The organism is Denitromonas iodatirespirans (assembly GCF_018524365.1).
Taxonomy (GTDB): Bacteria; Pseudomonadota; Gammaproteobacteria; order Burkholderiales; family Rhodocyclaceae; genus Nitrogeniibacter; species Nitrogeniibacter iodatirespirans.
This window is the reverse complement of record NZ_JAEKFT010000010.1, coordinates 92,788-106,000: the sequence shown is the minus strand read 5'-3', so window position 1 is coordinate 106,000 and position 13,213 is coordinate 92,788. Positions and strand designations below refer to the sequence as shown.

The 13,213-nt window shown below is 67.4% G+C and carries 22 protein-coding genes; all 22 read right to left on the bottom strand.

The window, feature by feature from the left end:
* Nucleotides 1-22: 22 nt before the first annotated feature.
* A complete protein-coding gene (locus I8J34_RS10890) occupies nt 23-973 on the bottom strand; it encodes a hypothetical protein (protein ID WP_214361431.1) in 951 nt (316 codons plus the stop codon).
* Nucleotides 973-1,944, bottom strand: a complete 972-nt coding sequence (locus I8J34_RS10885; protein ID WP_214361430.1) for a hypothetical protein — start codon at nt 1,942-1,944, stop codon at nt 973-975. Before I8J34_RS10885 ends, I8J34_RS10890 begins: the two co-directional genes overlap by 1 nt.
* A gap of 20 nt (nt 1,945-1,964) precedes the next feature.
* Entirely contained in the window at nt 1,965-2,468 is a 504-nt protein-coding gene (locus I8J34_RS10880; RefSeq protein ID WP_214361429.1) for a phage major tail tube protein, read from the bottom strand.
* A 32-nt stretch (nt 2,469-2,500) separates the two neighbouring features.
* On the bottom strand, nt 2,501-3,673 hold the full coding sequence (locus I8J34_RS10875; protein WP_214361428.1) for a phage tail sheath protein: 1,173 nt from the start codon (nt 3,671-3,673) through the stop codon (nt 2,501-2,503).
* Between the two features lie 107 nt (nt 3,674-3,780).
* Nucleotides 3,781-4,281, bottom strand: a complete 501-nt coding sequence (locus I8J34_RS10870; RefSeq protein ID WP_214361427.1) for an acyloxyacyl hydrolase — start codon at nt 4,279-4,281, stop codon at nt 3,781-3,783.
* A gap of 19 nt (nt 4,282-4,300) precedes the next feature.
* Nucleotides 4,301-4,807 (bottom strand): hypothetical protein, encoded by a 507-nt coding sequence (locus tag I8J34_RS10865; RefSeq protein ID WP_214361426.1) that lies wholly within the window; start codon nt 4,805-4,807, stop codon nt 4,301-4,303.
* 8 nt (nt 4,808-4,815) lie between these two features.
* On the bottom strand, nt 4,816-5,772 hold the full coding sequence (locus tag I8J34_RS10860) for a phage tail protein (RefSeq protein WP_214361425.1): 957 nt from the start codon (nt 5,770-5,772) through the stop codon (nt 4,816-4,818).
* Nucleotides 5,772-6,344, bottom strand: coding sequence for a phage tail protein I (locus tag I8J34_RS10855; protein ID WP_214361424.1), 573 nt, complete (start codon nt 6,342-6,344; stop codon nt 5,772-5,774). The genes I8J34_RS10860 and I8J34_RS10855 overlap by 1 nt, the downstream gene beginning before the upstream one ends.
* Complete coding sequence (locus I8J34_RS10850; protein ID WP_214361423.1) at nt 6,341-7,252, bottom strand: baseplate assembly protein; 912 nt, start codon at nt 7,250-7,252, stop codon at nt 6,341-6,343. Before I8J34_RS10850 ends, I8J34_RS10855 begins: the two co-directional genes overlap by 4 nt.
* Complete coding sequence (locus I8J34_RS10845; protein ID WP_214361422.1) at nt 7,252-7,599, bottom strand: GPW/gp25 family protein; 348 nt, start codon at nt 7,597-7,599, stop codon at nt 7,252-7,254. The genes I8J34_RS10850 and I8J34_RS10845 overlap by 1 nt, the downstream gene beginning before the upstream one ends.
* The gene (locus I8J34_RS10840) at nt 7,596-8,216 is read right to left on the bottom strand and encodes a phage baseplate assembly protein V (protein ID WP_214361421.1); all 621 of its coding nucleotides are present in this window, start codon (nt 8,214-8,216) and stop codon (nt 7,596-7,598) included. Before I8J34_RS10840 ends, I8J34_RS10845 begins: the two co-directional genes overlap by 4 nt.
* Before the next feature lie 60 nt (nt 8,217-8,276).
* On the bottom strand, nt 8,277-8,726 hold the full coding sequence (locus I8J34_RS10835; protein ID WP_214361420.1) for a phage virion morphogenesis protein: 450 nt from the start codon (nt 8,724-8,726) through the stop codon (nt 8,277-8,279).
* 3 nt (nt 8,727-8,729) lie between these two features.
* Nucleotides 8,730-9,218 (bottom strand): phage tail protein, encoded by a 489-nt coding sequence (locus I8J34_RS10830; protein ID WP_214361419.1) that lies wholly within the window; start codon nt 9,216-9,218, stop codon nt 8,730-8,732.
* Complete coding sequence (locus I8J34_RS10825; RefSeq protein ID WP_214361418.1) at nt 9,202-9,429, bottom strand: hypothetical protein; 228 nt, start codon at nt 9,427-9,429, stop codon at nt 9,202-9,204. Before I8J34_RS10825 ends, I8J34_RS10830 begins: the two co-directional genes overlap by 17 nt.
* On the bottom strand, nt 9,407-9,676 hold the full coding sequence (locus tag I8J34_RS10820) for a hypothetical protein (protein WP_214361417.1): 270 nt from the start codon (nt 9,674-9,676) through the stop codon (nt 9,407-9,409). Before I8J34_RS10820 ends, I8J34_RS10825 begins: the two co-directional genes overlap by 23 nt.
* 236 nt (nt 9,677-9,912) lie before the next feature.
* Nucleotides 9,913-10,287, bottom strand: coding sequence for a hypothetical protein (locus I8J34_RS10815; RefSeq protein ID WP_214361416.1), 375 nt, complete (start codon nt 10,285-10,287; stop codon nt 9,913-9,915).
* Nucleotides 10,284-11,087 carry an N-acetylmuramidase domain-containing protein gene (locus I8J34_RS10810; protein WP_214361415.1) on the bottom strand — a complete coding sequence of 268 codons (804 nt, stop codon included), beginning with the start codon at nt 11,085-11,087 and terminating at the stop codon, nt 10,284-10,286. The genes I8J34_RS10815 and I8J34_RS10810 overlap by 4 nt, the downstream gene beginning before the upstream one ends.
* Entirely contained in the window at nt 11,084-11,338 is a 255-nt protein-coding gene (locus I8J34_RS10805; RefSeq protein ID WP_214361414.1) for a hypothetical protein, read from the bottom strand. Before I8J34_RS10805 ends, I8J34_RS10810 begins: the two co-directional genes overlap by 4 nt.
* Entirely contained in the window at nt 11,335-11,664 is a 330-nt protein-coding gene (locus tag I8J34_RS10800) for a hypothetical protein (protein WP_214361413.1), read from the bottom strand. Before I8J34_RS10800 ends, I8J34_RS10805 begins: the two co-directional genes overlap by 4 nt.
* Before the next feature lies 1 nt (nt 11,665).
* A complete protein-coding gene (locus tag I8J34_RS10795) occupies nt 11,666-11,869 on the bottom strand; it encodes a tail protein X (protein WP_214361412.1) in 204 nt (67 codons plus the stop codon).
* On the bottom strand, nt 11,869-12,333 hold the full coding sequence (locus I8J34_RS10790) for a head completion/stabilization protein (RefSeq protein ID WP_214361411.1): 465 nt from the start codon (nt 12,331-12,333) through the stop codon (nt 11,869-11,871). Before I8J34_RS10790 ends, I8J34_RS10795 begins: the two co-directional genes overlap by 1 nt.
* A gap of 103 nt (nt 12,334-12,436) precedes the next feature.
* Entirely contained in the window at nt 12,437-13,147 is a 711-nt protein-coding gene (gpM, locus tag I8J34_RS10785) for a phage terminase small subunit (protein WP_214361410.1), read from the bottom strand.
* Nucleotides 13,148-13,213 lie beyond the last annotated feature (66 nt).

Here is a 13,213-nt window from a genome sequence, read left to right as displayed (position 1 = left end):
CACGTGCTGAGGGGATTAGAAATTAACGCACGCGGTTGGCACGTGACACGCTGCCACCCGTATAGCGCCGGATCAAGTTCAGCCGGTCATGGCGCGGGATGTGGTCCCAATCGTATTGCCCCCACGCTTTGCCGGCCAGAATGTTGGGGTCGGCCGGATCGGTCGAGGACCAGACAAACAGCCCGCGCATGCGCGGATGTCCAATGCGCGCAAGATCGAGCATGCGGCGAATCTGCGTGAGTTGGTTGTCGCGCGTCGTCCAGCTCACTTCGGCCCCCGACTCAGCCATGATGATGTCTTTGTCAGGGTAGGCTGCGAGCAGTGAATCGAGGTCGTAGATGTTCGCCGCGCGGTAGTACGGGTGCAGGTCGATGTAGTCAAACAAGTGCGCGACTTCGAGCAGGCGCGGATACCCGGAATCCAGAAACTCAGACGACGAGAACGTCAGCGGCAGTGTTACCCCGCGAGACTTGATGTCAGCGATCAGCGAAGCCATGCGCGGCTTCATGGCCGTCCATCCGTCCGTGTCGGTGTTCGTCGTCTCTTGGATGATGTCGATGCCAATCACGTTGTCGTACTGCTGGTGATGCCGGAAAATCTCGGCAAACACAGCCCCGATGGTTGCGATGGGCAGCGTGAAATTCGTATCCAGATCAATCGTGCATCCGCATGGATACACATAGACGCCACGGTCGCGACAGTATTCGATGACCTGTGACCAGCGCGCGAGGTAGTCGGACATTGCAATCGTGCCGTTCTGCACAGCATATGCCGCGCCTTGTACTCGTACCGCATTGCATCCGACGCCGTTGCCGATCATCAGGTCAATCTGTGGTTTGACCCATCCGTCCCAATCCCAATTCGCGCCCCACATCAACCGCCATCCGGCCTCACCCACGCCGCTATAGGTAACGTCGCTGCATAGGTTCGTGCCGATCAGTTTGATGTGCTCAGGCATGAGCAGCTTTGCCATCAGCCAATCCTCACGGCTGAGAAATAGGTGTAATACGCGTAGGGCTGCGTCGTCGTATTGGGCGTGATCTGGCACTCGATGTAGTCTCCGACCGCAAGATAGACCTCCCATGCAGACTGCGGCGTCAGCAGGCCGGCCGGAGTAAAGAGCGTCGGGAATCGGGTGTCAGTTGCACCGTTGAGGCGCAGCCGGACAGAATCAATCGCGCCGTTGCCGAGCACCGCCGAATAGCTGACCTTGTACAGCCCGGCCCGCTGGATCGTGATGCGTGTCGGAAGCGTCGAGTCGTACATGTGCGCGTTGTCGAGCAGCACGCTCCCGGCCGGGAATGACAGACTGACGACAGTCCCGCCAAGGCTGGCGTTATTTGCCCGCCGTAGCTGGCAGGCGTCCATTTGCATGGTATTGCCCATCCAGTTGCCGAGGCTGTCGAGCGCAGCAGTCACGCGGGCTGTGACGGTCGTCGCGTTGGTGGTGACGTAGCCGAGTCGGATGCTGTCGGACGCGACCGAAGGCGCCGCAGCGGCGGCGGCGACAGGCGACACGACAAACGCGCCTGAAGATGTAAAGTCGATGTAGTTGTCTGAGTTCGCCGATAGCGTGATGCTCGCCCCGACCGACGCGACACGAGCACCGTTGACATACGCGACACCCGGACCGACGACGTTTGCAAGTCCGCCGCTCGGCGGGAGCGCTAGACCGCTGATGACGCGATCCAGGTACAAATCACCGTAGCTTCCGCCGAGCGGGATTTTCTCGCCGCCCGGCCCGAAAATTTCAATCTCCCCGGTGAGGGTGCGCTTGGCATAGAGCTGCTCGAGTTGATCTGCGACCTGGTGAGGGGGTGACGGAAGGGTAACGGAGGTGCTCGACTTCTTACCCGCGACGAAGCCCATGTCGGTTTTCTGCTCGGTCTTCCAGTTCGTGAGGTCCTGGGGCTCGAGCCCGGTACGTTCGCGCGAGGTGCTCATGAAGGTCTCCAGGTGATGGGTCAGATGCCGAGCGCGGCTTTCTGGGCCGCCAGGCGGTCTTCGCCGTTGATGACTTCGACGAAGTTGATCGGGTCGACTTCGACGACCACCTCGTTGTCGATGGTGAGCTTGTAGTAGGCGAGCGACATGGACAGCTTGATGGGCGCGTCTTCGCCGGCCTTGGCGTTGCCCATGTTGATTTCCTTGTAACGGCCACGGGCAACGATCTCGACGGCGGTGACAGCGCCGGAGGTGCTTTCCTGGTAGGCACCGGTGAAGCGCCACAGCACGCCGTCGGCCTTGGGGTGCCCGAAGCCGGTGAAGAGCTCGCGCGCCAGGCCGGTGGTGACCTCCATGGTCATGCCTTCCATGCCCATGTCGCTGTCGATGGGGGCGTTCATGCCGCCGTTGCGCATCTCTTCGGTCTTGCGCGAGAGGCTGGGCAGGGTGATTTCGGAGGCCTGGCCGACGTAGCTGACACCATCGGCGAACCAGGCGAAGTTTTTCAGTTTGCGGGGGAGCATTGGCGTTCTCCGTTGTGGCCGGGGTCAGGCGATCAGGCGTTGATGCGGTCGGCGAAGTCGATGAGGTAGCGGTCGGTGATGCGCTGCTGGAAGACGAGGTTTTCCAGCGGCGGCACGGGGGTGTAGTCGTAGTCGATGTAGAGCTTGCCGCTCTTGAGGGTGGTCTCGCTATTGACCTCGGCGTCGTACCACGCCTGGCCGTCGATGATGTAGCCCAGCGCCTTGAGTTCGCGGAACTTGGCGTTCACGCCCTCGATGATGTCCTTGACCAGCGAGGGGTGCATGGGCTTGTCGACGGCCCAGAAGTGGGCCTCGGCGATGGAGTCGGCCAGCACCTGGGCGGTGCGCACGTAGTTCTCGAAGGCGAAGAGCGGGTCGGCCGAGCAGGTGCGCGAGCCCCAGAAGCGGAAGCCGTCGCGGCGGATGAGGGTGGTGACCTCGTCGGCATTGAGCAAGGTGGCGTCGCTGGCCGGGTTCTGCAGCTCGAAGAAGACGTCTTTGCTGATGCCGGTGACGCCATTGACGCCGACGTTGGACAGGGTTTTGTGCCAGCCGACTTGCTCGTCGATCTTGGCGCGCAGGCCGACGGCGCGGGCGGTGGCCCAGGCGGTGGCTTCTGCGCTGGCGACGACGTCCCACTCGAGGAAGTCGGGCCAGATGAGCATGAGCTCGCGCTGGCTGAAGTTGGCGCGGTAGGCGATGGCGTCAGACACGGTGTCGCAGCCCCAGGCGGACACGTAGGCAAAGGCGCGCAGCTTCTCGGCAATCGTGGCTAGGGCAGTGGCGACGGCGAGGGTATCGACGCCCGGGCAGGCGAGGATGCGCGGGCGCACGCCGACCTTGGTCTCGGCGGCGAGCAGGGCCTGCATGCCGGTGTATTGGCCGCCGGCGGTGACGGTGCCGATGACGTTGGTGGTGGTGGCCGCTTCGTCGATGCCTTCGGCGACGCGCACCACGACGACGACCGGGCCGCCCTGGTCGGCGATGGCGTCGAGCGTTTTGGCGAGCGTTCCGGCGCTGCCGGCGCTGCCGATCGCGGTGAGCGCGTTGGTGACGAGCACCGGGGTGTCGAGCGGGAAGACGGTGGCGTCGGCGTCGTCGGCGGTGCAGACGATTCCGATGATGGCGGTGGCAATCAGCCGGATGGGGCGGGTGCCCTCGTTGATCTCGACGACGCGGACGCCGTGGTGGTAATCGGTGGGCATGGGCGGGTCTCCTGTGAGCGTCGCGGCCGGATGTCAGTCAATCAATACGGGGCCAGCTTGCCGTGCGCGCGCGGGTTTTTGGGCGCGCGGTGTTGTGTGGCGAGGGGTCAGTAGATAAAGCGCAGTTGCACTCCGTCGATGCCGGTGTTGGGCTGGTGTATGCCGGCGGACGACCAGTGCACATACTCGATCTGCAGCGCGCGCTGCCACTCGAGGCCGATCCCGAGGCGGAAGTTGGTGTCGCCGATCAGCTCGGCACCATCGACGTAGGCGACGCCGAGTCGCAGGTAGACGTTGGCGCCGGCCAGGTGCCAGTCGGGCCGTACGAGGCGGCTGAAGGACAGGGCTTGTACCTCGCCCTGCTGGCCGCGCTTGGTGTCGGTGGCGCCCATGGCGGTGCCGGTGAGTTCCCAGCCGGAGGGGAATTCGTAGCCGAACTCGCCGAAGGTGGCCGAGGAATTGACGACGGTGCGCCCGAGCGCGACGCGGAAGCCCTGTTCGGCATGGGCTTCAATGGCCGAGAGAATGCCGAGGATGATGGCGACGATGAAGGCCAGCACGGCCCAGGCGGTGGGCTTGATGGCGCGGAGGCGGTCGAGGAGTGTCATGGGGTTTCTCCGGAAGGTGTTATGGCAAGACCAGCGCGGGCAGCTCAGCGATCAGCTCGGCAGCTGACGGGATGGGCCTGGCGTTGGACTGCACGTCGGCCATGATCTGGTAGCACGCCTCCCAAACCAGCGAGCGCCAGGCGCGGAAGGTGCGGCCTTCTGCCTGAAACTTGGCGACAGCGGGCTCTTCTGCGTAGGTGACGGCGGAGGCGATGCTGTCGTAGCCGACGGCGCGCGCAGCGGTGTCGAGGTGGGACTGCACTGCGGCGGCGAGCTCGGCAATGATTTCTTCTTCCGTGGGTTCAGTGGGCTCTGGCGGCTCTATTGGCGGCTGCGGAGCGGGGGCGGGGTCAAGGCGCCATGCGCCGCCGACCCAAGCGGCGATTTTGCCAAGCTCTGGCTCCGGTGGCGGCGCAGACGTGGCGAAGGCGGGGATTAGATAGGTGCCGGGTTCAAGTGGGGATGGGTCTGCAATGGATACGCCAATGAACTCGCCAGAGTCTGGGTGATAGTGATAAATGTCCATGATCGGCCTCAGTATTTGATGCAGATGAGCTGAGCGATGTTTCTGACTCGGTTCTCAGCGATTCCCGTCGACTCGGTGGTACCCGATCCATAGATGTCACGGTTCGCGTTTACGGTAGAGAACGGCGACGCGTTGCCAATATTCCAATTCCCCGCGGCGTAATTGAAGCTGTGGGAGTGCCCCTTGATGTCGTCGAGCTCCAGGGTGCCAATGCCCCGACCTGAGTTGACGCCTCGGCCGTCGTCCCAGCCGCGCAAGTGATTGCCGCGCCAGTCAGGGATGCGGAATGTGGTGCTGCCGTCGCCGGGGGAAAATTGGCCGTCTTGCCATGCGCCGTCGGACGCCGCCATGTTCCCGCTGCCCGATGCATAGGCCCACAGGTCGGCATACGTGGCGCGAGACAGCAGTGATCCGTTGGCCTTGATGTAGCCGGTCGGCGCCGAGGTGCCCGGCATGATGATCAACGAGCCGACCGGGGCATCGACGATGCCCATCGTCGCTTTGGCAGCGCTCGCGGAAGCCGACGCAATGAGCGATCGGCCAAAGGCCGTCAGGGAGGCGAGCGCGAAGCTGTCAGCGCCCGTCGCGTAGATGAGCTTGTCGGCCGACGTGGCCAGCGCAGCCAGCGCGGTGAGCGTGGCGTCGAGCGGCTGCTTGCCGGCCAGCGCGTTGGTCATGGTGGTGGCGAAGTTGGGGTCGTCTCCCAGCGCGGCGGCCAGTTCATTGAGGGTGTCGAGCGCTGCCGGCGAGCTGTCGAGCAGGGCAGCGATTTGAGCGGCGACATAGGCCTGGGTGGCGTAGTTGCCGTTGATGGCGTCGACAAGCGCCTTGAGGTAGGCGGTGCGGTTGGCGAGCTGCTTGATGCCGGCGTTGGCGATGCCGTTCTCGCCGCCGAGGACCGGGTCGGTGGTCTCGATGCGGTAGATGCCGTTTTCCCATTGGGCGATTTCGGTGAGGTTTGCCATCAGACTGCTCCATGGGTGATCGACCCGTCGTAGGTGGTTTGCCCGCCGTAGAGATAGGCGGTGGCCTCGTAGTTGAACTCGTAGAGCTCACAGCGGGCTGGGGCGGTGGCTTCGAGCAGGCGGCGGGCGGAGGCGGCCTGCTCGACAGTGACCGGGCGGTTGAGGGTGACGGTGTAGGCGGCCCAGTTGACGTCGGAACCGTGGTCGCGGGTGCCGTCGTAGTTGGCGGTGGCGTCGTAGCGCAGGGCGGCGACGCCTTCGACGATTTCTGCGGTCCAGCCGAAGGCGTCGTTGACCAGGCCGACGGCGCGCAGGGCGCGCTGGAGGCTGGCACGGGTGCCGCGGCGGCGGTGGGTCTCGATGGCGTCGGCGCACACCTGGCGGCGTACCGGCTCGGGCCAGGCGTCGTCCCACTCATCAACGCGCAACGCCCAGGCGAGCGCAGGCAGGGCGACAGCGGGGCAGGCCCACGGATCCCACAGGTTGGCGGGCACGGCAAGCGCCTGGGCGTCGGCGAGCGTTTCGGCGAGGCGGCGCTCGAGCGTGCTGGCGCTGGGCGGCAGCAGGGTCATTCTCCCACCCCGGCAAGGGTGAGGGTGATGCCGGTGCACCAGGCGGCTTCGGTGTCGCTGACGACGATGTCGGCCACCGGGCTTGCGAGCGCGACGCCCTGGGCGCCGGGCTGGTGGATGGCGGCGTAGAGGGCGGACAGGGTGACGTCACGCCCGATGGCGTGCAGCTCGGCCACGGCGGCGTCGATGGCGGCTTGGGCGGCGTCGAGTACCGACTGCGGCGAGGGTCCGGGCAGCACGGTGATGGTGGCGTCGATGCTGTAGGTAACGATGGTTGCGCTCTGGACGATGACGGTGTCGCACAGTGCCTTGACGTCATCGGCGGCCAGTGCGGTGCCGACGATGCCGAGCAGGGCAACGTCGGCGGTGCCGTCCCCATCGTGGGAGAGGACGGTGACGAGCACGTCGCCGCCGGCGGGGCTGGAGACCTTGACGTCCTTGACCAGGCCGTCGGCCGACAGGGCGTGAAACACGTAGGCGTCGCGGGTGCCTGCGTTGGTCATGGCGGCGGGGGCGAGCTGGACGCGACGGCGCAGGGCGGTGTCGGACTCCATGACCGCGGCGACCGGCGGGATTGCCTCGGGGTCGGCGGGGACGATGGTGAGGCGCTCGACCTCGTAGAGGGCGGCGAGGTTGTCGAGGTCTGCGCCGGTGGCCCAGGGGAGCATGCAGGCGCGGGCGGCGTCGTTGATGCGGCCGCGCAGGATGAGTTCGCGGTAGGCGTTTTCTTCGAGCAGCTTGACGATGGGCTCGGATTCGAGCGCGAGCGTGGCGGCCATGGCGGCCTGGTCTTCGGCCGGGGTGAGGGCGATGAGGCGCGCTTTGCGCTTGGCGAGGATGGTCTCGTAGTCGAGCGGCTCGATGACGGCCGGCGCGGGGAGCAGGGAGAGGTCGATGAGGTCGGCCATCAGGCGGCTCCGAGGGCGAGCGTGAGCGACTGGGCGGCGCTCTGGTCAGCCAGGGCGATGTCCATGTCGACGGTGAGCACACCGGCGCCGCCGACGGTGAAGCGGACCCGCGTCAGGCGGATGCGCGGCTCCCAGCGGCGCAGGGCGACGACGGCGGCGGCGGACAGGCGCAGCAGGGTGGTGCCGTTCATGGGCTGGTCGATGAGGTCCGGGATGTTGCTGCCGTAGCTTCGGCGCATGAGGCGCGAGCCAACGGCGGTGGTGAGGATGTCGCGCACGGACTGGGCGATGTGGTCGAGCCCGTCGAGGCGTGTGCCGTCGGTGGTGGCGATGCCCAGCCAGCTCATACCGGGCCTCCGGTGGTGCTGCCGCCGGGCTGCACGCCGGTGTGCTGGTGGCTGTCGAGCACGATGCCGTTGCTGGAGAGCTGGCCGGAGGCGTGGGTGAAGTCGCCGCTGATCTGGTTGCCGTTGCTACCACCGGTGCCGGACAGGCCGTTGCCATAGGTGAGCAGCTGGTCGACGGTGAGGGTGCCGGTGATGTGGGTGTCGGGGGCGTCGATGGTGACCAGCCCGGCGGACTGCAAGGTGGCGGTTTGCACGCCGGTGGCGGTGAGGGCGCCGGTGGCGTGGTCGTAGGCGATGCGGGCGCCGTCGGGATAGACGGTGAGGTGTTCGGTGTCGCTGTTGCTGGGGGCCGCGCTGGCGGTGCTGTAGGCGCTCATGAGGATGACGCCGGCGGCGAAGTCGCCTCCCGGGGAGAGCACCATAACCTGCTCGCCGACGGTGGGGGCGGACCATTGGCGGGTGGTGCCGGCGCGCTCGGCCATCCACGGCAGCCAGGCGGTGGTGAGGCCGCCGATGGTGACGCGGGCGCGCGCGTTCGGCAGATCCACGCTGTGGATGGTGCCGAGGCGGATGAGGTTGTCGAGCCGGCGGGCCAGTTCGATGAGGTGCGCGTCCATGTCGGGCAGGATGCCGCGCGCGCGCGGCGATGGGCGGCTGGCGTGTTGTGGTGCGCGCCCTTACGACCCGAGGTGGTCGATGGCGGTGTCGCGGATGGTGCGGAGGTCGGCGGGGCTGAAACCGAGCAGGGTTCGCACGGGGTAGCGCACCTTGAGCCCGCGGCGGTTGACGGCGTCGATGAGGCCCTCCTGGTGCACGCGGGCGATGCGGCCGGCGCGGCCCGAGAAGCCGATTGTGGCGCCGTCTGCGTTGGACGTGGCCTTGAGGTGGCGGCGGGTGCGGATGGACTCGAACATGCGCTTGATGCGCCCGCGCTTGCCGCGCAGCTGGGGCTGGGGTTTGCGGGGCTCGAAGGCGCTGCCGTCGGGGTTCTGCTGGGCGGCGATGCGCTCGGCCTGGGATTTTCGCAGGGCGATGGCGATGCGCCTGGCGAGGTGCCGGCGCCGGGCGTCGCCAACGGCGGCGAGCAGCTGGCCGAGGCGGGCGTCGAGCTGTTGCAGGTCTTCCATGGATCAGACCGGGGTGGGGTCGGGCACGGTGAAGTCGGGGGCGGTGTCGGGCTGGTTGTAGATGGCTTCCCAGGCGCTGACGTCGTGATAGGGATCGACGGGCGGCTCGTCGGTGTAGGTGGCGGAGGTGGCGCCGTCGACGGTGGTGACGACGACGGTCTCGGTGAGGTCGATCTTGAGCGAGAGGTCGCAGGTGGTGTGGTTGAGGATGTCAGCCTCGAACTCGATGAGGCGGTTGCCGGTGTCGTGATTGAGCAGGGCGTCTGGCTGGTTGACGGCGAGCCATGCGATCAGCGGCACGTAGATGGTGGCGTGGTCTTCGGGGAAGTCTGTGATGACGATTTCGAGGGTGTAGCTGGTGAGATAGCTGGTGTCGCCGTAGCGGGCGGCGACGCGCCCGCCTTCGGCGAATATGAGCAGGTTGTCGGGGTGCTTTTTGAGCCAGGCGCTGGATGCTTCGAGGGCGTCGCGGAGGCTAGCGGGCTTTTTCATGTCGGAGGCAGATCTCGCAGACGTTTTTCAGGCAGCCGCCGGCGGCGATGAAGGCGCCGACCGGGGCGTAGGCGTGATAGATGGGGCCGTGGGTGGGGTTGCTGAGCGGGCCTGTGCTGACGCCGGACTTGACGATGCGGTAGCCGTCACGCTCGATGTGGTCGGCGCCGGTGCGCGCCCATCCGTGCTCAGTGGGGTCGAAGGTGCTCATTGCGGTCGATGGCCCATCGGCGGCATTCCATCTGCCGCAGGCGGCAGTCGGAGCCCCAGTCCTGCAGGTCCTTGATGGTCTGGATCGGGTCGCGGTCGATCGTTGGGGGTTCCGGGCAGAGGATCAGGCAGCGGGTCGGCGCCGGCGGCGCGATGGGTATCGACGATGGCGCGGCGGCGTTGATCGAGCAGGCCGTATTCGCCATCAGTAAGGCGGCACTCAGGGCGCGGAGGTGGAGGGGGCGCACGGTCTATCTCCTGTAGGCGTCGGGAAAGGCGATCACGACTGCGTTCCGCTTCGGCGGCACGGTCGGATTCGTCGGCGAGTGCGGCGGCGGCAAGGATGAGATCGGCCGCGAGCCGGGCTTCACGCGCGGATGCAGCGGCGTTTTCGGTGTGTGTGGCGCCCAGGCGCCAGGCGGCCAGGTGTGAGCCGCCAAGCGCCAACACGAGACCCAGCAGGATCCAAGGGTTGCCCAGTAGCTTAGCCAGCACATTGCACCTCCGGCGGCAGGACGTGCCGCGCGATGGCGGCGAGGTCGATCTCGAAGTGGTCGGCAAAGGGGCGCTCGGTGCGGCGGCGAGCGAGCGGCAGGGTGTGGCCTGGCAGGCGCTCGGCGTAGATCCAGCGGTAGCCGCGTGCGATGGCCCAGCCGGCGATGAGGCGCAGGTGGGCGCGGGTGACGCCGGTGACGCTCATGTTGGCGATGAGCAGTTCGGCGGCGTTGAGGTGGATGGCGGTGGCGCTGCCGATGTATGGCGGGCGCGGGTCAGCGGGGTCGGCCGAGCCTAAGAAGCGGATCTTCTCGCTGGTGGGCTCGATGCCGATGGCGACGCCGGCGGCGCGGTAGATTTTCACGCCGACGCCTCGAGTACGGCATAGCGGCGCGCTGCGGTGGCCAGCCGGGTGTCGTAGGCGTGTTCGGCGTAGGCGGGGCCGTTGTAGAGCCGGGCGACAGTGGGCCACTTGCCGGACTTGACGGCGGCGTGGAGCTTGGGGTCGGCGACGATGAAGCGGACGAGGGCGGCGAGGTGGTGGTCTTCGTCTTTCTGCATGCACAGCACGAAGTGCTGAACGCTGTCGTAGCCGAGGATTTGCCAGTGGTGGCCCATGATCTGGAATGCGCCCCAGCTGCAGGATTCCAGCGCGGCGGTGTCGTCGATCATGCGGGCGGATTTGAGCCGGCCGTGTTCGAAGGCGCCGCCCATGTAGCCGCCGCGCCTTGGATTGACCAGGGCGGGGTAGCGGTCGGCCAGGGCGTCGGCGTCGAGCCCGGCGGCGGCCAGGCGCCGGTACATGACATGGCGCTCGTAGAGGATCTTGGGCCGGCCGTCGGGCAAGAAACCGTCGCCGGCGCTTTCGACCTGGGCGATGGCGAGGATGTGGCTGATCGGGGCGTCCAGTTCGGCGGCGGCGCGCTCGATGGCGGCGTAGGTCATGTGCCGCGGGTCGCGGCGACCGGCGGTGAGCGCGGTGATGGTCTGCGGGCCGGCGATGCCGTCGGGAATGATGCCGAGGTGGATCTGGGCGCGCAGCACGGCGGCTTCGGTGGTGTCGCCGAACCAGCCGTCATTGACGACGGGGAAGCCGGCAGCGCCGAGAAGGCCTTGCAGGTGGGTGACGGCGCGGCCGGTGGCGCCCTTTCGCAGAATGGTCACAGGTGCAGCCTCCGGTGGTGGTTGCGGTGGCTGGCCCATCGCAGCAGGGCGACGAGGACGGCGAGGACGAGTAGCCAGAGCAGGACGGCGCCGGCCCCGGCGCCGCCCTTGGCGAGGCCGACGATGGCGGACATGGCGATGATGCCGAGCGCGGTGCTGACGGGGCTTGAGCGATGCACGGTACGGGCCAGTTCGCCCCATACGCACAGGCCGATGATGAAGATCTGCAGGAGCGCGATGAGCGTTGTCATGGGCGTTCTCCGAGATAGCGGCGGCGCAGTTGGCCGACGATGGTGGGCACTTCGGCCATGAGGCTGGCGATGATGGACAGGCCGAAGAGGCCGGCGGCGAGCTTGGCGGCTTCAGCCACCATGCCTGCCAGGGCCCAGTGTTCGACGACGGCGCCGCCGAGGTAGTGGGCAATGGCGATGCTGGCGAGGAAGGCGCTGATCCGCTTGCGGGCGGAGAGGTCGGCGGTGTTGAAGCGCAGGGCGATGGCGGCGCCGATGACGCCGGGGAAGACGCTGCCGAGCTTCAGAAGGATGGCGGCGGTGCCGGTGGTGGTGGGTTCTGTCATGTCAATCCCAGAGCTTGGTGCGGGTCTTGACCGGGGCGTCTGGCGCCTCGGGGAGTTGGACGGCGGTGCCCATTGGCAACTCGGCGCCGAGCGCGGGCAAGCCGGGGTTGAGCGCGAGCGCCTGCTCGGTGACGCCGGCGGTGGCGCCGAGGTGGCGGTGGCACAGGAGGTCGAGCGTGTCGCCCTGGCGCGCGCGGACTTGCATCAGATGAGCTCCACGGTGCTGCGCGATCGGCCGAGGATGTCGTTGATGGCCCAGTGGGCGTCGCGACGCAGGTCGTCGATGGGGGTTTCGAGCTCGTCGGCGAGGCGGTTGCCGCTGTCGGTGGCGTCGAAGCCTCGGTAGCGCTCGGTGACGCTGGCGGCGGCGAGGCAGTACACGGCGCGGAGGAAGCGCTGGACGTGGATTGATTCGTCGTCGATCTGGTCGGCGGGCACGGCGTCGAGGGTGGTGTAGCCGGCGGCGGTCTGGGTGACGCGCCAGCTGGACAGCTGACCCATGACGGTGGCAGCGGCATCCATGAGCGCGTCGCGCCAGCGCTCGGTGGTGACGGTGCCGTCGATGCGCTGGGCGGCGCGGGCAGCGGCGGGGTCGATCTCTGGCCAGAACGCGCCCAGGGTGATGGTGCGTTCGGTGGCGGATGGCTGGCCGATGGCGATGGTGCTCATGTGTGGCTCCGGTCAGGTGGCGGTGGGGGCGGGGCGATCGGTGGGGAAAAGGAGGGAACCCTGCCGAAGCCCCGCCCGCCGCCAGGCTGCGGGGACCGCCCGGTCAGCCGGCGCCGTCGGTGGCGCCGGCTTGTTCTTTGCCCAGCGCTTTGATGCGGCGCTGGATGAGTTCGATGTCGCGCTTGACGCCGGATTTGTCGTGCAGTTCGAGCGCGCGGGTGAGGTGCTTGACGGCGGCCTCCAGGTCGATCTGGTCGGCGTCGTCGGTGGCGAGGGTGAGGCCGATGGCCTTGTGCAGCTTGGCGCGGATCTCGTCGTGCATGTCGCACGGCTCGGTCATGACCACGAGGGTGACCAGCAGGCTGACGTCGAAGGGCTCGCCGGCGGCCTTGGCTTTGAGGGCAGCGTCGGCGGTCTCTTCGACGAGCGCGCCGGCCGGGTCGCGCTTGTATTGGTCGGGCATGGCCAGGCCGTGGCGGATGACGTAGGCGCCGATCTTGATGGCCTGGGCGTAGTTGCCGGCGTCGATGTGCCAGACCATGAGGGTGCTGAGCACGTCGTCCTGCCCGCCGGCGTCGGTGGCCAGCGCGGCGGCGATGTAGGCGTCGTACTCGGGCAGCAGCTTGGCCTTGGCCTCGGCCTTGGCCTCGTTGCTCTTGATATCGCGCAGGCGGCGCTTGTGCTCGCCGAGCTGGGCAAGCATGAGTTCGTAGCCGGTGGCGAGGGCACGGTCGGCAATGGTGCCGTCGTCTGCGGAGGCGCGGGCGGCGGCGACGTGATGTTGCATGTGGGCGCGGGCGGGGCTGTGGCGCATTGTGGGCTCCTTTGGGTTCGGCAAGGGCATCATCAAGCCCCCGCCGGGCGGGGGCTTTGTGCTGCG